Raw genomic sequence first — 23,693 nt, 5'->3', positions numbered from 1 at the left:
CCGAAAAGCATTCCATATATCTATATCCCGTTGCAAATCTTTGTCCCGCTAGCAGAAAGTTTGACGCGAAATAGTGGGATTTGTCCCTAACTACACTATTTTTTCTTCCAATTTTCACAAAGATCGTTTCAAATGGTTCAGAGCCAGAAAGAAACGTCCATTGTCAAAAACAAACTGGCGGCAAAGAGCCGGGCTTGCTTCAAAATCGGGAAGTAGCCAAATAGTATTTCCTATAAAGCCCTCCGGCCTTTCATGTTTATGACAGGCAAAATAAGTAAGTCAGTTATTGAATGTTCAGATAGGGACATGCTTGATTATGCTTATTTACTTCGCCAGATTAAGCAAAGCAATACTGACCATGTAATCAATGCCTTTATCATTATGAGGAACATTTTCTTGATCCTGCTGCCAACTGCTGCCTATAGCAAACTGTGTTTCGATTGCCTTGCAGCAATGCGGCGCATCAGGGCGCATATTTTTATCTTGAGATCAGTAAAAAGGCGTTATCAGCAGTTTTAGGTTATAAACAAACAGATCAAGCAAGCAATGGTAAGTAAGAAAATCTTTCGACTAATAATAGGTTCTTTTTTGTTGATCCAACCATTGATGGCGCAGGAAATTGCTTCGCGTATAGTGGAAGACGGCGGCACAGGAAAGTACAGCGCAATAATGACAACACAGGCCTCGTTACCAATGCACACGGTGTTCAGGCCAAAAGATCTAAGTCAATTTGACAACAAGAACAAGTTGCCAGTCATTGCATGGGGCAATGGAGCCTGCTATAACTCACCCTGGGAGCACGTTAACTTTTTAAGCGAGGTCGCTTCTCATGGTTTTTTGGTGGTTGCCATCGGCGTAATGCCTAATGAAACGGGTGAACAGACAAAAGATCGTTCAAAGTCGTTGCAGTTGCTGGATGCCGTTGAATGGGCTATTAAACAGAATGACAATAAGAACAGTCCGTTCTACCAGAAAATAGATGTTGAAAAAATTGCTGTCAGTGGTATGTCGTGCGGCGGTTTGCAGACGCTGGAAGTTTCCTCGGATCCGCGCATCAGTACGGTGGTTGTTTGCAACAGCGGTATTTTCAAAACGCCTGGGAACGGCATCAGCAATATGCCAAACCTGACCAAGGAAAATCTCAAAAAAATTCATACTCCAACTCTCTATCTGCTGGGCGGCGAAAAGGATATTGCCTATGGAAACGGGATGGACGATTACCGGCAGATCAATCATGTACCAGTATTCGTAGCCAACATGAATGTCGGACACGGCGGCACGTACAGCCAGCCGCACGGCGGCGAGTTTGCCCAGGTTGCCACGGCATGGTACAAATGGCAGTTGAAAGGTGATAAAGAGGCAGGCAAACTATTCACCGGTAATCCGCCGGGACTGTCATCCAACGAAAACTGGACATTTGAAAAGAAAAATATGCCCTGACTTTTCTTTAATCCGACATCGAATAGTTGATTCGACGCGCCGGTGCGGTTTATAGTACGGCACCGGCCGGCCGGCAACAGGATCATAGTTAGCAAACGACTGAACATGCACGCATGATAGTCATCATCCGGGCTGGCCCGCCTGGCGGGCTGGTTCGAATTGCCGGAATTTACGTAGTTCCGGCACACCTAAACCAGCATACTTCTTGCGGTCCGTCGCCGCGGTTTTCAATTATAACAGGCCGCCTCACTGATCCTATTTTACGGCATAACTCTAAAACAGGCACTCCGGTGTCCGCCTGCCGAAGCGTAAAAATGACGGCATCTGCCACCCGGCTGTGCTTCTGTAAATTTCGTTGTTTTCATAAGCGGTTTTTTCTGATGGTTAAGTCATCAAAATTGCCCGATTTTCTCTAGTTATCAATCGCCCAGTTTTGCAGGGGGAGGTCAGAGGTCAATAGTCCTGATTTCAATCTAAGCTCTGAAGTTTCGCGACAATCTCCTTGATCATAATAAGGAGAACTCAGGCAAATGCCAAACTAAGCTTTACACCTTTCTGTTGCCATTGAAAGTTTTTTGGTTTTGTATGATCTTCTCCTTGTCACTCTTACAACATGTTATTAAATCTTTATTAACTGCAAAGAAGTTGATGAAGGTCTAGTAACTATTCCGATAGATGCAAAACACTTTGTAGTAATTACAACATCCTGAAAGGATGGAGGATATCAATACAAGTAAATAGCTGTAAATTACTGGCTTTTACATATATATTAAATCATGCCGCCTTCCGGACTGTACAACAAAATATACCGGATAAAACCAGACAAGTGGCCAGCAGGATCTTTTACCGGTTAACACCTTTATCAAACATGAAAATTGAACAATTAACTTACCTGACAATCAACAAACCATGAAAAGAATTGTACTGTATTTAGCCTTGTTTCTGATGAGCATGCAACTTTTGCTGGCGCAGGAAGGCTCACTATTAAAAGACATTAATGTCACAGGCTCTGCGGTCAACGGACTGCGTATTTATGAATCGATTGCGGTAGATAATATAATCTATATGATTGCTGACAACGGTTTAGAAAAGAAAGGAATCTGGAAAAGTGATGGAACTGCCGGCGGAACTGTCCTGATAAAAGAAATTACTGAAGTACCCCTTTATAGGAATTATGTAAGACACCTCACCTATTCAGGCGGAAAAATCTACTTTGTAGTGGAATTGGAAAGTGGTCTGAAATATTTGTATAAACTGGATGTTGGCCAGACAAGCACAACTTCCTCGCTGCAACTGTTCCAATTGGACTATGCCGACGAAGTATTTGTCAATGTAAACGGAACATTGTATTTTGGAACAAGTAAGGGATTGATGAAAACGGACGGAACCGTAGCCGGAACCGTCCTGGTGAAACCGTTTTATGAATCGTATGGTTCGCCTGTCAACTATGGAGTCAGCCTGAATGGCATGTTGTACTTTTTAGTACTGAATAACTTTGAAAAAATAATACTTTATAAAAGCGATGGCACCACGGAAGGTACGGTTGCAGTTACCAATACAACAGGCTCAAATCCTTCTGCTCCACTGGTAGCTCTTGGAGATAACGTATACTTCAAGCAGGTTCTGCCTTCAGGTACTGCCTTGTTCAAAGCGAACAATACTACTCCGGTCACGCTTGTCAGGCAATTTACATCCGGTTTGAGTAACCTCGTCAGTGCGGGAAATGAACTATACTTTTCGGCCAATGATGGTGTAAACGGCAATGAGCTTTGGAAAACGGATGGCAGTACGGCCGGCACGGTGCTGGTCAAAAACATTAATCCGGGTGCAGCTTCATCGGACCCTTCCATGTTCCGGACTGCTGACGGACAGCTTTTCTTTGTGGCAAACGACGGCACGCATGGCCGGGAACTATGGAAAACGGGCGGAACAGCTTCTTCCACAAAATTGGTCAGAGACATTCGGACTGGTGATTCGGGCTCTGATATTAAAGAGCTGGTGACTGTCGGCAGCAAGGCTGCTTTTGTTGCCAATGACGGCTCCGGTGAAAAGTTATGGCAGAGTAACGGGGATGTATACAGCACTAAAATTCTGGCCGATGTAATGGCTTCAAAGCTGCTGAATGTCAGTGGAACCTTGTACTTCAATGGCAATGCAGGCAAAGGCATGGAGCTTTTTAAAAGTACAATGGTCACGGGTGGCACCAGCGCGGTGACCAATATTGCCAAACCCAGCTCTATACCTCTTGATTTTACAGAAATAAACGGTGTGTCCTACTTTACTGCCGACGACGGCATCTATGGCCGCAAGCTCTGGAAAACAGACGGCAGTACGGCCGGAACCATGCTGGTCACGAACATACAAAGCGGTGCAAGCAGCTCCAACCCCGAGCAGATCACCAACGTGAACGGAACTGTCTTCTTTGTTACCGGTAACGATTCACAGGTGCATAGCTTATGGAAAACGAGTGGAACAACTGCGACAACGTTCAAGGTCAAAGATTTTACCAAAGCAGACACGCTGCAGGGACTCATCAATGTAAACGGAACCCTGTTTTTCGGGATTATCAACAGCAGCGGCAGTATGCAGCTCTGGAAAAGTGACGGCAGCACGGCCGGAACACAGCTGGTTAAAACCTTCCCCCAAACAGATACTTTTTCACCTGTCACCCTGAACGGACAGGTGTACTTTGGTGCTTATGACGGCATCAACAGCGTGGATCTTTGGAAAAGCAACGGCACCGCCGAAGGGACTGTACTCGTCAAGGATGTAGCTCCTACCTGGGGTGAAAGCATGTACACTTCCATCACCGTAGCCGGTAACTTTATTTACTACATTGTCGTGTCTGGTAACTACAAAAACGCGCTGGTGAAGAGCGATGGCACTACTGAAGGAACAACAGTCGTCTCAAATATTCGGCTGGAATACCTTTCCAAACTCGTTGCAGTGAACGATCTGGTATTTTTTGTAGGCGTTGACGGTGCAGCCTTTGATGATTACTCCGGTGAGATTCTATACAGAACCGATGGTACTGAACAGGGCACTTATACCATAGCAAAGCTGGAAACTATCCAGGGCGATCCATACATTTATGTACATGACATGGTGGCTGTAAACGGTCTTTTATACTTTGTACATGGTTTTGAAGAAGAGATATGGAGAAGTGACGGTACTGCAGAAGGTACGCAGCGGGTCACCAACTTCGGTTCAAGAGCAGACAGGACAACGATCGATCATGTAACTGTCATCGGAAAAACCCTGTACTTTATTGCCACAGACAGAAACAGCGGCCGTGAAATCTGGAAAACCGATAGCGCTACCGAAACAACCAGTCTGGCCTATGACATGAACCCGAATGGCTCCACACGGTTCTATGATATGGGAGCCTTGAACAACCAGCTTCTGATTTCTGCCGATAACGGCATGTACGGCGCCGAGCTGTTCAGGTACCAGGAAATAAATACGGTCAACACCGTCCGGATCAATGCAGGCGGACAGGCTTTTGCCGCTTCCGGTTCCAGACAGTTTGATGCAGACCGCTACTATGCCGGCATTGACCGCACGAGTTCCATTGCAACAGGTGATATTCTCAACACGACCGACGATGTACTTTACCGCTCAGGCCGCTGCTCGCCTTCATTCAGCTACAATATCCCGATTGCCAATGGCAAGGTAAATGTGATCCTGCACTTTGCTGAAACGTACTTCGGCACTGCGGGCAAAAAGGGCGGCGCAGGCAGCCGGCAGTTCAACGTCACCATCGAAAACAGCCGCAAACTGACCAACTTTGACATCTTTGCCGCTGCGGGCGGAGCGATGCGTGCGGTTCAGAAATCCATTCCGGTCACCGTTACAGACGGCATGCTCAACATTGACTTTACAAGCGGCGCAGCCGATCTGCCAAGAATTTCAGCCATTGAAGTCGTAGTAGCCAGCCAAACCTACAAAGTCGTTGCGGATTCCTACATACGTGATGGCGGTTACAGCGCGGCCAACTACGGGTATTTCCCGGATCTGGAGGTTAAGAATGTAGCCGAAAGTGATGCTTCCACAAAACGTTCTTCTTACGTTCGTTTTCAGTTGCCACAAACGTTTGATGTAGGTTCTGCCAAATTGCGCATCTATGGCCACAACCATGAAAACAGCAAGGATATTTACCTGCATGCCTATGGCGTGGATGACGATAGCTGGACTGAAAACGGCATCAGCAAAAACAATGCGCCCGCTGCTTCTACGGCTTCGCTGGGCTACGTAGCTGTCAATGACCAATACAAGTACTATGAAATTGATGTAACCAGTTATGTGAAAGCACAACAGGAATCCGGCAACGATTTGCTGACTTTGCTTTTGGCAGATCCGAATAACCGGAATACAAGGCTTGTCTTCAACAGCAAGGAAAATAGCGCTAACCCTCCTCAGTTAGTCATTCAGCCTGCATCTGTAAGCAATAGTTCGGCACGGTTAAATCAGGAAAACATTGCTGAAAACGTACAAGCTGAACAGGAATCCGTCATTTACCCGAATCCGGTAAAAGAACAGTTTACCGTTTCCCTTTCCATGCAGCATGTAGGTCCGGTTTCTTTTGAGCTAATCAGCCAGGCAGGAAAAAGTTATGCAGTGCGCACAGCTGAAAGCGCCAGGCCGGGAGAAAAGGCGGAGGTGAATATTTCTAGTTTAACACTCAGCACAGGCATTTACATGCTGAAAATACAATCGAATGCATTTACAGAAGTAATCAAAATGCTGGTCACTGAGTAGGATTAAGCTTACAAGTTAGCAAGCATAAACAAATGAAAGCCGTCCGAAAGATTTCAAGGACGGCTTTCATTCTTCAAATTACAACAAACTTTAATCCTTAACTCAACTTTCAATTTCCGGTTTATGAAAAAATTATTACCGTTTTTAGCCTTGCTGCTGATCAGTATACAGCCGTTGCTGGCCCAGGAAGGCTCCCTTGTCAAAGACATCAACGTGTCCAGAACAGAAAAGGGATTCAAGATTCAGGCGTCTGTTAAACTAGGCGATTTGATTTACATGATTGCAGACGACGGCTTTCAGAAAAACGGATTATGGAAAAGTGACGGCACAGCCGAAGGAACCGAGTTCGTCATGAAAATGCCGGAAGGTTCTTATGTAAACGGTCTGTCCACATTAAATGGCCGTCTCTTGTTTGTAGTTCATTCTTATGAACTGGGGAATGCATTGTACAGCAGCGACGCCACGCCGGAAGGCACCAAATACATCACCGAACTTGATCCTGATTTTCTTGGAACGGGCATTCCATTTTACACGACTGAAGACGGATCAATTTATTTCTACAGTTATTTCGAGGGCCTGTTAAAAATAAATGGAAATAGCAGAACAGTCATAAAGAAAGGATCTTACATGGATCCGATTCGGATCCCGGAAATAGTCGATGTTAACGGAACCTTGTTTTTCATTGTCGTTGACAACAGTGGCGTTAATTACCTTTACCAATCCGATGGCACTCCTGCCGGAACAATGGCTGTTGCAAATACTATAGGCACCGGTTCATTTTCTTCTCTGGAGGCAGTTGGCAATGAAGTATTCTTCAAAGGGTCTGCCGGGCAAGACATTGGACTGTATAAAGCCAGCAATACTGCTGCAATTACCTTGGTAAAAACCTTTGCCTCCGGCGTTGAAAACCTGACCGCTGCAGGCAGCACGTTGTATTTCTCGGCCAATGATGGCATAAGCGGCAACGAGCTCTGGAAATCAAACGGCAGTGCAGCAGGAACTGTTCTGGTTGAAAATATCAATCCGGGTGCGGCCTCTTCCGACCCTTCACTGTTTACTGTGATAAACGGGCAGCTTTATTTTACCGCAAATAATGGCGCCAGCGGACAGGAACTATGGATCAGCAGCGGCTCGGCTTCCAGCACGGAGCTCGTTAAAGACATTCGCCCAGGCAGTGCAGGTTCCGGTATATCACAATTGAAAGCCGTTGGCAGCAAGGCTGCTTTTATGGCCAATGACGGCTCGGGAGATAAGTTATGGCAAAGCAATGGCACTGTTTATGGCACCAAAGTTCTGGCTGATGCGCGGGCTACGCAGCTCCTGGATGCGAACGGCACGTTGTACTTCAATGGCAATCCGGGGTCCGGACTTGAGCTTTATAAAAGCACGATGGTAACAGGCGGCACTGTTGCACTCACCGACATCGCCAGACCCGAATCCACACCCCGCAATTTTACACAGGCAAATGATGTCTCTTACTTCTCAGCGGATGACGGCATCCATGGCCGCGAGCTCTGGAAAACAGACGGCAGTAACGTCGGCACGGTGCTTGTCAGTGACGTATTAACCGGAGCAAACAGCTCCAATCCCGAGCAGATCACCCATGTAAACGGAGCGGTTTATTTTGTTACCGGAAACGGTTCACAGGTACATAGTCTTTGGAAAAGCAGCGGAACTTCGGCCACAACGATCAAATTAAAAGACTTCACCAAAGCCGATACCCTGCAGGGACTGATCAATGTAAATGGCACCCTGTTTTTTGGCATCGTCAACGGATCAGGCAGCATGCAGCTCTGGAAAAGCAATGGAACGGCAGCCGGAACGGAGCTGATCCGGACTTTTGTACGTACCCCTACCTTTTCACCGGTTACTTTAAACGGAGAAGTATTTTTCGGCGCATGGGACGGCGTAAACAGTGTAGAACTCTGGAAAAGCAACGGCACGGCAGCGGGCACAGTAATCGTCAGGCAGCTGGTGCAACGGCGGGGACAATACCTTTATAAGTCCATTACCGTAGCCAATAATCAGGTTTATTTTGTGATCAATGACGTGAACAATCATCATCTGCTGGTTAAAACGGACGGAACTTCGGCAGGAACAACGGTCATCAAGGATATTTATACCGATGATCCGGATGCTACTTTCTCGGAACTGACGACGGTCAATAACCTGGTTTATTTTTCGGCAGTCACCTTTTATATCATCAATCAGAATGGGTATGATCGTAAATTAAATCGTGAATTTCTCTGGAGAACAGACGGGACCGAGCAGGGCACAATCACGCTTACGTACTGCAATGGTTACGTTCCTGAGGTTGGAACGCGCAATTTCACAGCAGCCGGTGACCTGTTGTACTTTATCCCTCCTTGTAGCGGAGAAAAACTCTGGCGAAGCGATGGCAGCGAAGAAGGTACCTTTCAATTGAAAGACATCCAAGATCGTAATGAAGGCACCTATTTAGGCAACACGACAGCCGTAGGCAGTACGCTTTACTTTACCGTATCGGACGGAACACACGGTGTCGAACTCTGGAAATCACGCGGCACAGCCGAGTCCACCGTTCTCGCTTACGATATGACGCCCGGTGGTTCTACGAAGTTTTACGAACTTGCAGCCTTAAACAACCAGCTTTTGATTTCGGCTGATAACGGCATGTATGGCGCCGAGCTGTTTAAGTACCAGGAAGTGCTGCCTTCGGCTACGCTGCGCATCAATGCGGGCGGTGAAGCATTTGCAGCTTCCGGCGAAAGACAGTTCAGCAAAGACCAGTATTATGCCGGAACCGACCGCACCACTTTAATTGCGACAGGCGATATCCTGAATACCACCGATGATGTGCTTTACCGTTCGGGCCGCTGCTCGCCTTCTTTCAGCTACAACATTCCGGTTCCAAATGGCAAAGTCACGGTGATTCTGCACTTTGCTGAAATCTGGTACGGTGTGCCCGGAAAAGGTGCAGGCGGCGCTGGCAAGAGACAGTTTCATGTGGATATGGAAGGCAGACGCAAGCTGACCAATTTTGATATTTTCGTTGCAGCCGGCGGTGCCATGCGCGCTGTCCAGAAATCCTTTCCCGTGGCCGTGACCGACGGCATGCTCAACATTGATTTCCTGAGCGGTGCAGCCGACCTGCCCAGAATATCCGCCATTGAAGTCGTTGTAGGCAGTTTGGCGCTCAGTCCGGTTGCGGATGCATTTGTACGGGACAGCACGTTTAAAAACATGAATTTCGGCTTTTCACCGGATCTGGAAATCAAGCGGGTGCCCGGCAGTGACCTTTCCCCAAACCGTTCATCGTACCTCAGGTTCCAGCTTCCGCAAGAGAAAATTGCTACGGCCAAACTTAGGATTTACGGCCATAACCATGAAAACAGCAACACGATTTACCTTCATGCCTATGGAGTCGATGAGGGTAGCTGGAAAGAAGACGGCATCACCAGCAACAACGCACCGGCAGCATCTACGCCGTCACTGGGCTTGGCGGGCGTCAACGATGTTTATCAGTACTACGAAGTGGATGTTACCGGCTATGTAAAAGCCCAGCATGAAATGAACGAAGGATTTGTAAGCCTGTTTTTGAATGATCCGAATAACCGCAATACCCGATTGGTTTTTAACAGCAAGGAGAATGCATTTAACAGGCCTGAGCTCATTATCCAACTTGCGCCGGAGTCCAATAAGAATACACGGTTAAGTCAGGAAGGCAGCAAGGAAACAGCACAAACTGATCTGGAATCCTACGTTTATCCCAACCCGGTCAAAGATCATTTTACGGTTTCCGTATCCAGACAGCATGCCGGTCCGGTTTCGTTTGAGCTGATCAGCGAATCGGGAAAAGGGTATGCGATTACGGGAACTGAAAATGTCCGGCCGGGCGAAAAAGCAGCGGTCAGTATTTCCGGTCTTTCGCTAAGTTCGGGAATCCATCTTCTTAAAATCAAGTCGGACGAATTTACAGAAGTGATTAAAATGCTGGTGACCGAGTAAAAAGCTGAAAAGTACCATAAACAGGAAAGCCGTACTTCCAAGAGAAGTACGGCTTTCCTGTTTATGAATAATATGATTTTTTATTACCAGTTTATTTTCGGAACAATACTAAACAGCTGATAGTAACAGTACAATAAATAGTGGTGCAAAAATTACGTTTGACCCCGCCCTACACGTTTGTTTAATGAACTAAAACATACATAAGTCATTTACATTGATTTAAAAATAATAATTCTTAAACATCTGAAATCAAGAGAAAACACCATGGTATTATTCAAGGTACTATTTTATAATTTTCATTTATAGCTCTACTCTTGTTTACAACTTTAAAGTCCTTTTTACAAGAGTTAACTTTTTTTGTCTAACATAACAAGTAAGTACACAAAATCTCAACAGCACCGGGATTTCACCAGGTGCTGTTGAGATTTTGTGTACCAAGCTATTTTATTTAATTACCACTATTTTCAGCACTTCCGACTTGGAAATGGACTGTACTTTCAGAAAATAAATTCCTTCACTCAATGCAAGATCCGCAATGCTGATTTCGGCTTTGGTTCCTGCGTGCAGCAACTCAGGCGTTTTGATGTTGTAAGCTTTTCCGGCTTCATTGAAAAGCTGCAAAGCAACCGCTTCCTGATGCTGGTTTCCGATCTGAAGCGTGAATTGCGTACGCACCGGATTGGGGTAAATGACAGAACTTTCCGCGCCGGATTCAGCAGTATTGTTGTCCACTTCTTCCGCGGCAAGCCTGGTAACAGAATTCACGGGCTCACTCGTATTGATGATCAGCTCCGGCCTGAATGCGGCGTTTTCCCTGCTGTTGAATATAATCCTTTTGCCGCCGAAGGTCTGATCGATCCGCAAGGTCAGCATTTTGTCACTGGCGAACTGGGCTTTGGCAAATTCTGTAATATCCACTTCAAAGTACTCTGGTTCCCGGGTCACGCTCAAATAAGCCAACGCAGTCATTACGCCGGTTGGGGCATTATTGGCAGTGATGCCGGTTTCGGTCCAGTCGTCATTGTCTAGTCCGATCAAGTCCAGATTAACCCTGGTGTCGGCCTGATGGTTATAGCCGTAGATGCGGAACTTCGCGCTGGTTACATCGCTGACAGTGGCCAGCGAGAATTTGAGATAAGATACCCGCTGCAGTTCCGGAACGCTCGTCGCTTTAACATCTAACGTGGGCTCCTTTCCGTAATTGGTATTGGCATTGGCGCCATAACTTACGTAAGAATCTGCAACCGGCGTGATGATTATTGGTAAAGAATTGACAAATTCCACTTCAATGGCCGATACCCGCGGCTGGTCGCGCTTTTCTTGTGTTGAGCTGAAAGCCAGATTAAGAACACTGTCGGTAACGGCCACTTCGAAGGTTTCCTGTACGGCATTTAACGGCTGGCCTGCATGGCCGATGATGCTATAATTGTCCAGCTTCACCACACCTTCCGCACTCACATTGAACCGACGCTTGTCCTTGTCGCCCGGACGCCCGGGATAGACACCCCAATAGGTTTCTGCAAAATGGAGTGTCACTTTTAAAATGCCGTTCTTGACCGGAATGTTGTAATTAAAGTAATCCGAGCTACGGCCTGAACGGTACAGCTCATCGTCCGTCGTGCTCAGAATATCCACGTCAGCACCAATCGTGCTGGTGCGGTCGATGCCACTGTAATAGTTGTCCGCGTCAAAAATGCGCCCGTCGGAGGTTTTGTAAGCACCGCCGCCTGCATTGATGCGGACGGAAGTTTCATTGGCCGGCTTCAGTACTTTTACAGTTATCGTTTCCTCATCATATAGTTCCGGCATAGCAGCAACGCTGATCCTGACTACAAACCGGTAAGTGCCCGCAACCAGAGGAGCCCAGCTGAAAACCCCGTCGGATTCGCCGATTGTTGTACCCTCAGGTGCGCCAATCAGTGAAAACTGTTTTGTTTGACCGGCTCCTGTTGTAGCCGTTGCTGTAAATACAAGTGTATCTCCGGCAGTTAATTCCTTGTCTCCGATGGGATCCAGTACAGGCGGCGTCGTTACATCATTAACATGCAGATTGACTTTCAGCAAAGCCCGTGCATAACCGGGAGCCGTTGCTACAACGAGTGAGGTATATTTCTCCGGAGAAAGGCCTGCGGGATTTACCGTAAAAGGCAAGGAGCCCAGTGCAGGTGCAGGAAGCGTCAGCCAGCTGACTTTGGAATTCTTAAGGGTTACAGCAGGCGTTCCGGTATTTGCCGAAAGCTTAACGGATTGCGCTGGAATTGTGCTGTTTCCCTCTTTGGTGAACTTGAGTGAGCCGGAAGAAAAGGTCAGTGCCTTGGTATTGGTTTCTGAAACCAGCTTCACGACCCATAATTCGGGTGAATTGGACATAGCCACCGTTCTGTCATTGCCGGTAGCTTTCCCTGCCGAAGTTCCGCATAACAGGTATCCGCCGTCCTGTGCAACAAAAGCACCAATCAGCTGATTGTTTGTATCCCTTGCTCCGCCAATTGTTTTGTCCCAGGCTATGCTGCCATCTGCGTTTAGTTTTACAATCCAGTAATCCGTAGATCCTTTACGTGCTTCCGTCTTGTTGCCACTTTTATCCGAGCTGGAACTGCCCCCGATAATATAACCGCCGTCAGGGGTCTGCTTTACAGAAGTTAGAAGGTCTCCCCTTGTTCCTCCAAGTGTTCTGTCCCACTGTTTGACTCCGTCTGCATTGATCTTTATCAGCCAGTAATCAAGATAACCGAATCCATTTTCCGATTTATCCTCGCCGACCGGGGAACCGGTCTGGCCGCCCATGATGTAGCCTCCGTCGGAAGTACGCTCCATGAATTTCAAATTATCACTAATATAGCCACCAAACGTCTTGTCCCATATCTTCGAACCGTCTGGTGCCAATTGTACAACCCAGAAGTCATAAAGGCCTTTGTTAGGAGCGGTTTTATCCCCGCCTACGTATGAAAGTGAGGTACCGCCCAGAATGTAATTTCCGCTGGCAGTCTGATCCACATAGACCAGGCTGTCCGGCCAGCTTCCTCCGATGGTTTTATCCCATTCCTTGGTGCCGTCCGAAGTTGTTTTGATAACCCATATATCATGGGCACCTCTGCTGGATTCAGACTTGACGCCATCCCTGGATGAAAGAGAATTACCGCCAACCAGATAACCGCCATCCTTTGTCTGCTTCAGAGATCTTACATTATCAGCACGGCTTCCGCCATAGGTTTTATCCCACTCTTTGCTGCCATTGGCCGAGATCTTGACAATCCAGTAATCCACAGAAGATGCATACGCATTATCGGTTTTATCCTGGCCAGGATCCGAGTTGGAGGAGCCGCCAAGTAAATAGCCTCCATCGGAGGTCTGAATAATCGCGTTCAGATTATCCTGTTTGTTTCCGGAAAATGTTTTGTCCCATTCTTTATTTCCGTTTACATCGTATTTCACAACAATGTAATCTGCATTGTCGGAAGGATACAGTGCCCGCCCTACAATGATACCGCCGTCAGCCGTAGGACATACAATTTTGGGCGCCAGGCCCGGAACAGGTTCATAGGCTTTGTCCCATTCAATGGCTGGCTGTGCCAGCAAACCGGATGCTGCAAGTAAGCACAACACAATTGAAAGAAGCAGTTTCTGCTTCTTTATGATCTGAAAGCAGCATATCCGACCAGGATTTGGAAAAGATATTTCATTAAAGTAATGTGAATTCATAAACGGGCTGAGTTTAATAAAGAGCATACTGAACGTAAAACAATAAAGCTACAAGCATTTACTTGCAATTGCATCCTTCAGTTTACAAGAACAAAGCAAATACTACAAACCAGTTTTCAGGGCTAGAATGAGTTGGTAAAATAATCTAAAGGAAGTTTAATTTTGAGTACAATTTTTAACGCCAATGCGCTTGCCTGTAACCTGCCATGTGAAGACGAGATTGCCTGATTTATCTTTTCCACCAGGCTGTCGGTATCCTGATTTGGATAAATCCTCTCAGCCAGGTCAAATAACTTGCTTCCTTGCATGAGCGCGTAGTCATACCATCTGTTGATGGCTGCATTGACTTTAAACGACAGGGAATACTCCGGCTCCCGTACAGGAAATACATACCATTGGTTCCCACGCTTTATAGCTGGGTTCAATTCCGGTTTTGCCTAAGAAATCAATGATTGATAACTCATTTGATTGCTGGATGTTCATGGCTTTATTTTCTTAGTTAGCAGCCTCTGTTTTAAGCAGGCTGGCAGAATTCGTTTTTATGATGAGGCATACCCCATTTTTCCATTCATGAAGCTAAAAATATTCTATTTGCAACTGATAATTCTGTCTGCAATATGGCTTATTTGTTGGAACCGGAATATCCGCAATGCTTCAATGATCTTTTTCGGTAAAATCAGAGAAAATGCCCTTTAATCTCAAACATTCGAAAATTTGCAGCCTGATTAAATAATGCCTGCAAGCAAAAACAGCGTGTAATGCCGTCTTAAACAGCCCTATCAATACGGATAGACTGTTTACCAGAAGTGCTATTTTCGCAATATTCTCACCCTGCCGGTATGAAAAGGATGGCTGCTACTTCCTGACAGCCATTTTAGGAACGTATATAGAAATAAGGTATTCATGGATCTTACAAAAACTTCTTTTCAGGCACTTACCAATTTATGCTATAAGCAGGTAATTAACTTACTCCTAACAAGGAATTGACCTTCTTGGATAACAAAACTAAAATTTATTCTACATGAAAATTTTTATATTTTTTATTACTTTTTTATGACAAGATTTAAATTTTTAATTTTACATTTGGTGAAAGATGACCTTAAAATCAGCATCATCCATTAACACGTAAAGCTATCCTTTTATATAGAAACTGATCCGGACTTACTTATCATCAGCGGGTATTTAGTCTTTGTGCTGTAGCAGTAATTTTTCCCAGTACTTTCAAACAACCTGATCTTCAGGCAAATCTTCTTTTTATTAATCCATTGCATATTTCCTGCTTGCCAGTTGCCGGCTGATCAGGAATACGGACTTATTACGCGTTCTTTTTCCAATAGTAATTCTATCAATTAACTGTTCAATGTTCCACTTATCAATTAATTAATATGTCAGGATCAATACGTCTCGCTATTAGTTTATTATTGATCAGCATGCTGCGATTTACTGAGGTAGTCGCCCAGAGCAATGCTATTGTTATTGAAAATGCCAAAACGGGCAGTCCCGCCAGTCAATGGGATATTACCGGAGCAGGCGATCTCAGTATACAGGGATTCGCAACGGATATCAGTTATAACAAAGGGGAAACCGCCCGGTTCAAAATCAAGACGAGCGCTGCCGGTTACAGAATAGATATCTACAGGCTGGGCTATTACCAGGGAAACGGTGCACGGTTTATTGCCGGCTTCGACAAAAGTACCGCTTCGCCGCAGCCACCCTGCATGACGGATGCTACGGGCCTTGTGGATTGCGGCAACTGGGACGAATCCGCCCAATGGGTAATTCCGTCCGATGCAGTTTCGGGCATTTATATTGCCAAACTGACACGATCCAATCCAGCCGGATCCAGTCATATTGCTTTTGTTGTAAGGGATGACAACAGCAATTCCAATTTGCTTTTCCAAACATCCGATGCCACCTGGCAGGCGTACAATGTATACGGCGACGAGAACAATGGCAGAAGCTTGTATGCAGGTGTCAATAACATTGGCAAAGCATCCAAAGTAAGCTATAACCGCCCGTTCCTGACACGCTCAGGCGGAGGCGGAGGCGGCGCGGAAGAGGACTGGCTGTTCAATTCGGAATACCCGATGATTCGCTTTCTGGAAAAAAACGGCTATGACATGACTTACACAACCAATGTTGACAGTGACCGTCGCGGCGGACTTATTAAGAACCATAAGGTTTTTATGTCTGTTGGCCACGATGAATACTGGTCCAAAGGCATGCGTGACAACGTAACGGCGGCACGGAATTCGGGTACGCACCTCGCTTTTTTCAGCGGCAATGAAGTTTACTGGAAAACCCGCTGGGAAAACAGTATTGCCAATACCTCCACTACTTACCGCACACTGGTATGCTATAAGGAAGGACGTCTGGGAGAAAACCAGTGCAACGGCAAGTGCGACCCAAGTACAACATGGACCGGATTATGGCGCAGCGGATGCGATATTGCCGGCCATGACGGATGCAACCCCGAAAATGAACTTAGCGGACAGGCAAGCTGGGACGGGAATACCGGTACCATTCAGGTTCCGGCCGATTATAAAAACCTGCGGTTCTGGCGCAATACAGCAGTGGCTTCGCTTCAGAGCGGTTCGCATACATTGACTCAGAATACACTGGGCTACGAATGGGACCCAGAACAGGAAGACTATCGCTCGACTTATCCTGCCGGAAGAATCCTCTTGTCAAGAACGGTACTGAACGGCAAAACGCATTATCTTACCTTGTACAAGCACAGCAGCGGCGCCCTGGTGTTTGGAGCCGGAACAGTTCAATGGGCATGGGGCCTGGATGATAACCACGACAGAGGCAATGCCCCGGTCAGTAAAGCCATGCAGCAGGCAACTGTAAACCTGTTTGCGGATATGGGTGTGCAGCCGGCTACCCGCCAGTCGGACCTTGTTGCAGCCACTGCTTCCACAGATTTCGTCGCTCCTGCCCTGACGGTTACTTCTCCGTCGAATGGTGCAAACATTCCGAGCGGCACTTCGGTGAACATTTCAGGAACTGCTTCGGACGCCAATACAGTTGCCGGAATCGAAGTTTCTACGGATGAAGGCAAAACGTGGCGGCTTGCAACGGGTACCACCAGCTGGAATTTTTCATGGATACCCGTTACACAAGGAAGTGCCACCATCCGGAGCCGGGCATTCGATGATTCAGGAAACCTGAGCGCAGTAAATACCGTCAATGTAAACATTACGGCCCCGGCTGCACAGCCTTGTCCGTGTACGGTGTTTCAGCCAACGGATGTGCCGTCAAACAATCTCTTCAATGACAACAGCGGAGGAATCCAGCTAGGTATGAAATTCCGTTCTACAATAGCCGGAAATGTTACAGGCGTGCGTTTTTATAAACAGGAAGGAAACACCGGAACCCATACCGGACAACTTTACAGCAATGCCGGAGTAAAACTGGCAGAAATTGTTTTTCAGAATGAAACGGCTTCCGGATGGCAGCAGGCAAATTTTACTACGCCCGTAGCCATTACTCCCAATACGACTTACGTCATTTCCTATCATAGCGGCGCGGGAAATTATTCCGCAGTCAATCCCTATTTTGGCTTGGCAAAAGTAAAAGGTCCGCTGAGAGGGCTGGCCGATAACGAAGACGGCAACAACGGTATTTACAGATATTCCGCAACGCCAACTTTCCCTACGGATAATTATCAATCCAGCAACTACTTTGTGGATGTCGTATTTGACGATGGTGCCGAAGACGAAACACCGCCTGTTGTTTCGTCCGTTTCGCCGGCTCCGAACGCCACCGGCATAAACATTCAGTCCAATATTTTAGTAACCTTCAATGAAGAAATAGACGCCAGTTCCATCTCATCTTCTACGATCAGGTTGCTGCGTGCAGGTACAGTGATACCAGCTGCCGTAACCTATAATGCAGCTACTTTTACGGCTACGCTCAATCCGAATACTGCCCTGATTTACTCGTCAAGCTATACAATTGAGGTAAAAGGCGGAAGTACCGATCCGCGTGTCAAAGATGCCGCAGGAAACATCATGGCAAGCAACTTTACTTCCACGTTTACAACACAAAGTACGCCGCCGCCTTCACCTGTTGACGGCCCCGGTGGACCTATTCTGGTCATCAGCTCCACAGAAAATCCGTTCAGCCAGTATCCGGCAGAGATTCTAAGAGCCGAAGGTTTTAATGCATTTGCTGCCAGAGATATTTCGGATATAACACAAACTCCAACGCTGATCAACAGCTACGATGTGATTATTCTGGGAGAAATTGCGCTTTCGGCTGCCAATGTTACGGCGCTTACAAACTGGACCAATGCAGGCGGCACGCTGATTGCATTCAAGCCCGATGCCCAGTTAGCTTCCCTGTTCGGCATTACACCTGCAAGCGGATCATTGTCGGACAAGTATTTGAAAATAAACCCAACCGGCCCCGGCGCAGGAATTGTGAATGAAACGATCCAGTATCACGGAACGGCGAATCTGTATACGCTGAACGGCGCAACAAGTCTTGCCAACCTGTATTCAAATGCCAGTACTGCAACAGACAATCCGGCAGTGACCACGCGGAATGCGGGCACCAACGGCGGAAAAGCCATTGCATTTACTTATGACCTTGCAAAATCAATCGTTTATACCCGCCAGGGAAATCCGGCGTGGGCAGGGCAAAAACGGGATGGGCAAATCGATCCGATCCGGTCTGATGATCTGTTTTATCCAAACTGGGTTGATTTTAACAAAATTGAAATTCCGCAGGCCGATGAGCAGCAGCGATTGCTGGCCAACATCATTTTGCTGAACAACATGCATAGAAAACCGCTGCCCCGGTTCTGGTATTTGCCGCGCGGCCTGAAAGCGGCCGTGATCATGACAGGCGATGACCATGGAAGCGGCGGTACGGTCGGCAGGTTCAATGATTACATCAGCAAAAGTGCTTCCAACAATCAGTCGGCAGTTGATAACTGGACAGCGGTAAGAGCAACTTCCTACATTTATCCGAATACACCGATTACAGACGCACAGGCGGCTGCATTTCAGGCACAGGGTTTTGAAATCAGCCTTCACCTGAGTACGGACTGCGGCAATTTCACACCGGCCACTTTGAGGGGTAATTTCAATTCGCAGTTGCCGGCACTTGCACAAAATTTCCCCAGCCTGGCCAAGCCTGCGACAAACCGAAATCACTGCATCACATGGAGCGACTGGGCTTCCAATCCGATTGTAGAACTGGAAAACGGCATCCGGCTGGATGCAAATTATTATTACTGGCCGGACGTCTGGGTAAATAATCGTCCGGGCATGTTCACCGGTTCGGGTATGCCGATGCGCTTCGCCAACCTGGACGGCACGCTGATTGACGTATATCAGGCAACCACGCAACTGACGGACGAATCGGGCATTACTTATTCCACGCATATCAACAAGCTGCTGGATAATGCAACGGGCAGTAAAGGTTACTATGGTGTATTTACAGCCAATATGCATACCGATGTAAACGGAGGAAACAGCAGCAACGGTTCCGACGTGATTGTGGCCGCGGCACAGCAACGGCAGGTGCCTGTTATTTCTGCAAAGCAAATGCTGACATGGCTGGACGGTCGCAACAACTCTTCATTCGGAGCTATGACATGGGCCAACAACAAACTGAATTTCAGCATAACAGCTGCGAACGGATCGACTAATTTACGTGCAATGCTTCCTGTTGACGCGGATGATAAAAAACTGGCAGGACTTACCGTAAACGGAAATGCAGTAACGTATACGACCGAAACCATCAAAGGCATTCAGTATGCATTCTTTCCGGCTAACAACGGTAATTACATTGCAACATATGATACGGATGAGGCCGGACCGCAGATTTCCGGAATCACAATTACTCAGCCAAGCCCGGGTACTGCTACGATAAAGTGGACAACCAATGAAGCCTCGGATTCAAGAGTAAATTACGGTACTGCTTCCGGACAGCTCAACCAAAATGCATCTGACGCAGAACTGGTTACAAGCCATACCGTTACATTCAGCGGCCTTTCCGCCGGAACAACTTACTATTACAGGGTAGTTTCAGCGGACGCAGCCGGTAACAGCACCGTTATGCCTGCCACATCTGCAGCCGCATCAAGCTTTACCACACCAGCTGCTAACTGCTTTGAAGATGTGTCAGCAAGTAATTTCAACGCCGAAACAACGGGTAACAATACTTACGTTACCAACGAAGGAGTTATTTTAAAACCGGCTATTGTGGAAGAGTTCAGCAGCCTGCCGCCGGCCAGCGAATGGCAGAGTTACCCTTGGCCATCAGGTGGTTCCAGTACGAATTCAAATGGTCAGATTGTTGTAGATGGTGCCCGCTTCAATACGGAACCGGTAACAACTACTTTTTCACCGGGCACATCTGTAGAATTCGTTGCAACTTTCGAAGCAGAGGCTTTCCAGAACATCGGCTTTGGCGCAGGGAACAACTCAGAAATGTTTAATACGGTTTCGACCTGGGCTATGTTCGGAACAAATAACAGCAGCAGTTCACTACTGGCAAGGGTAGCCTTCAACGGCACGATCGAAAACATTCCTGTTCCAGGTAATCTGTTTGGTTCGGCACATCGGTACAAGGTCGTCTGGAAATCCAACGGAGTTGATTTTTATGTTGATAATGATCTTGTTTACAGCAGTTCAACTGCTATTACAACGCCTATGCGTTTTGCAGCAAGCGATTATCAGTCCAGTTCATCGTCTGTCAAACTGGATTGGGCACGCATAAGCCCTTATGCTTCGGAAGGAAGTTTTACCTCCCGCGTATATGACGGCGGTACGGACAAAACATGGCAGATCGCCAACTGGGCGGCAAGCATTCCTTCAGGTACGGACATAAAGCTTTTCCAGAGACAAGGCAATTCGTCCAATACAGCCGATGATTCATGGACCGCATTTACCCCGATTGCTTCCAACGGCAGTAATGTAGGCGGAACATCGCGTTACATCCAGTACCGCGCTGACTTGTCAACAACCAATGCTGCAAGTACACCGGTTCTGATCAGTGTGACCATCAGTTGTTCAGCCCCTACTTGTCCGGCAGTGGTATTTACTCCCGCCAGCGGAACTGCTTTGCCAGCTGCCAAGGTTGGTGATCCATACAGCCAGGATATCAACACGAACCTTTCAGGATATACTTTTACGGCAACAGGCCTGCCGGCAGGACTTTCTATTCAATCCTCAACAGGAGTGATCAGCGGAACGCCAACTGCGGCAGGTACCAATAGCAACATAACCGTAACAGCCACCAAAGGCAATTGCTCGGAAAACGCCAGTTATACAATCACGGTCAATCCGGCCAACTCCAGACCGATTCTCGCAGAAATTGGTAACAAAACAATCAAACTCGGCGAAACGCTGACTTTCACCGCAACCGCGACCGACCCCGATGCCGGACAAACCAAATCATTCTCACTGACAAATGCGCCAAACGGTGCCACTATCAATTCGGCAACCGGCGCTTTCAGCTGGAAACCGGCCGCTACGGGAACTGCCACCTTTACCGTTATAGTAACGGATAACGGATCACCGGCCCAGTCGGATAGTGAAACGATAACAGTTACTGTTAATCAGGCGGACAACTCGGCACCTGTGCTGGCAACAATCGGCAACAAGACCATTACGCTTGGCGAAACGCTGACTTTCACTGCCTCTGCAACCGATCCGGATGCCGGACAAACCAAGACGTTCTCTTTGACCGGAAACGGCTCTGGCGCTACGATTGATATAAATTCCGGTGCTTTCAGCTGGAAGCCGGCTTCTGCAGGTACTTTTAACTTTACCATTACGGTTACGGATAACGGTTCGCCCAATTTATCGGATAGTGAAACGATTACTGTTACTGTTAATGCTCCGGCCAACTCGGCACCGGTTCTGGCATCGATCGGCAACAAGACCGTCACACTTGGCCAGACACTGACTTTCACTACCACTGCAACCGACCCGGATGCCGGACAAACCAAGACGTTCTCTTTGACCGGAACCACAAACGGCGCCACGATCAATCCGACTTCCGGAGCATTCAGCTGGAAACCGGCTGCCACGGGCACTTTCAGCATTACGGTTAAAGTCGCTGACAACGGATCACCAAGCTTGTCCGACAGTGAAACATTTACTGTCACTGTCAACAATTCCACGGCAACTGCCACCCGCATCAATGTCGGCGGATCGGCTTATACGGCATCCGGAAACAGGGCGTTTATTGCGGATAAATACTTTACAGGAACCAGCACAATCCCGACTGCGGCAAGTTCAGTAGATATCCTCAATACAACCGACGATGTCATTTACCGCTCGGCACGCTCCGGAGCTACGATCAGTTACAGCATCCCGGTCACCAATGGTTCGTACAGTGTCATCCTGCATTTTGCCGAGCTTTACTTCGGCGCGCCGGGCAAAGTAGCGGGCGGATCAGGCAAACGCAGGTTCAATGTAGCAATCGAAGGAGCCAGCAAGCTGACCAATTATGATATCTATGCAAAAGCAGGCGGCGCGGTCAGGGCAGTGAAGGAAACTTTCCCGGTAACCGTAACCGACGGAACCATGAATATCAATTTCACGACCGGGTCTGTAAACCAGCCTCTGATCAATGCCATCGAAGTCGTGCCGCAAACCGCTGCACAAAATCAGGCACCGGTTCTGGCATCGATCGGCAACAAGACCGTCACACTTGGCCAGACACTGACTTTCACTACCACTGCAACCGACCCGGATGCCGGACAAACCAAGACGTTCTCTTTGACCGGAACCACAAACGGCGCCACGATCAATCCGACTTCCGGAGCATTCAGCTGGAAACCGGCTGCCACGGGCACTTTCAGCATTACGGTTAAAGTCGCTGACAACGGATCACCAAGCTTGTCCGACAGTGAAACATTTACTGTCACTGTCAACAATTCCACGGCAACTGCCACCCGCATCAATGTCGGCGGATCGGCTTATACGGCATCTGGAAACAGAGCGTTTATTGCGGATAAATACTTTACAGGAACCAGCACAATCCCGACTGCGGCAAGTTCAGTAGATATCCTCAATACAACCGACGATGTCATTTACCGCTCGGCACGCTCCGGAGCTACGATCAGTTACAGCATCCCGGTCACCAATGGTTCGTACAGTGTCATCCTGCATTTTGCCGAGCTTTACTTCGGCGCGCCGGGCAAAGTAGCGGGCGGATCAGGCAAACGCAGGTTCAATGTAGCGATCGAAGGAGCCAGCAAGCTGACCAATTATGATATCTATGCAAAAGCAGGTGGCGCGGTCAGGGCAGTGAAGGAAACTTTCCCGGTAACCGTAACCGACGGAATCATGAATATCAATTTCACAACCGGGTCTGTGAACCAGCCCCTGATCAATGCCATCGAAGTCGTGCCGCAAACCGCTGTGAGAACCGGTTTGGAGGAAATCATTGCCGGGACGAATGCTGATTTTATACAATCCGAAGTTTATCCTAATCCCGCTCCGAAACGGTTTACGCTTAAACTTTCAGAACAGCATTCCGGAAAAATCAATCTTAAAATGATCAGTATTTCAGGTCATGCCTACGAGATCAACAAACCGGACCTTCAGCCTGCTTCCAAAGTGGATGTAGATGTTTCCGGCCAGTCCGTAGAATCCGGCATTTACATTCTTGAAATACAATCCGATGCAGCAATGGAAACGATCAAATTACTGATTACCGACTGATTTGCTTGCAGATTGCAAAACGCAGCCAAAGCCTTCCTGCCGATATGACGGGAAGGCTTTATTTTTAACTTAACCTTTATATAATTCACTTCATTTGAACCTTATATTTGGCAG

7 protein-coding genes are annotated in these 23,693 nt (G+C 47.4%); 4 read left to right on the top strand and 3 right to left on the bottom strand.

The features are described from left to right. Window positions 1-324 precede the first annotated feature (324 nt). On the bottom strand, window positions 325-474 hold the full coding sequence (locus FEM55_RS24930) for a hypothetical protein (RefSeq protein ID WP_171036516.1): 150 nt from the start codon (window positions 472-474) through the stop codon (window positions 325-327). Window positions 475-588: 114 nt separating this feature from the next. Between FEM55_RS24930 and FEM55_RS08605 the strand changes: the two genes are divergently transcribed. From FEM55_RS08605 to FEM55_RS08595, 3 genes are all read left to right on the top strand, one after another. Further along, window positions 589-1,440, top strand: coding sequence for a poly(ethylene terephthalate) hydrolase family protein (locus FEM55_RS08605; protein WP_229209164.1), 852 nt, complete (start codon window positions 589-591; stop codon window positions 1,438-1,440). A 909-nt stretch (window positions 1,441-2,349) separates the two neighbouring features. Continuing rightward, the gene (locus tag FEM55_RS08600; RefSeq protein WP_138280930.1) at window positions 2,350-6,198 is read left to right on the top strand and encodes an ELWxxDGT repeat protein; all 3,849 of its coding nucleotides are present in this window, start codon (window positions 2,350-2,352) and stop codon (window positions 6,196-6,198) included. 123 nt (window positions 6,199-6,321) lie between these two features. Further along, on the top strand, window positions 6,322-10,185 hold the full coding sequence (locus FEM55_RS08595) for an ELWxxDGT repeat protein (RefSeq protein ID WP_138280929.1): 3,864 nt from the start codon (window positions 6,322-6,324) through the stop codon (window positions 10,183-10,185). 444 nt (window positions 10,186-10,629) lie between these two features. Here FEM55_RS08595 and FEM55_RS08590 read toward each other — a convergent pair whose 3' ends face one another. Together FEM55_RS08590 and FEM55_RS08585 are read right to left on the bottom strand one after the other, a co-directional pair. Then, window positions 10,630-13,791 (bottom strand): CBM96 family carbohydrate-binding protein, encoded by a 3,162-nt coding sequence (locus FEM55_RS08590; RefSeq protein WP_171036515.1) that lies wholly within the window; start codon window positions 13,789-13,791, stop codon window positions 10,630-10,632. 218 nt (window positions 13,792-14,009) lie between these two features. Next, window positions 14,010-14,312 (bottom strand): hypothetical protein, encoded by a 303-nt coding sequence (locus tag FEM55_RS08585; protein WP_138280927.1) that lies wholly within the window; start codon window positions 14,310-14,312, stop codon window positions 14,010-14,012. Between the two features lie 1,005 nt (window positions 14,313-15,317). On the opposite strand from FEM55_RS08585, the gene FEM55_RS08580 reads away from it, so the two are divergent. Then, complete coding sequence (locus FEM55_RS08580; RefSeq protein ID WP_229209163.1) at window positions 15,318-23,579, top strand: N,N-dimethylformamidase beta subunit family domain-containing protein; 8,262 nt, start codon at window positions 15,318-15,320, stop codon at window positions 23,577-23,579. Window positions 23,580-23,693: the final 114 nt, after the last annotated feature.

Source organism: Dyadobacter sediminis (assembly GCF_005860765.1).
Taxonomy (GTDB): domain Bacteria; phylum Bacteroidota; class Bacteroidia; order Cytophagales; family Spirosomataceae; genus Dyadobacter; species Dyadobacter sediminis.
This window is presented reverse-complemented; position numbering and strand designations above follow the sequence as displayed.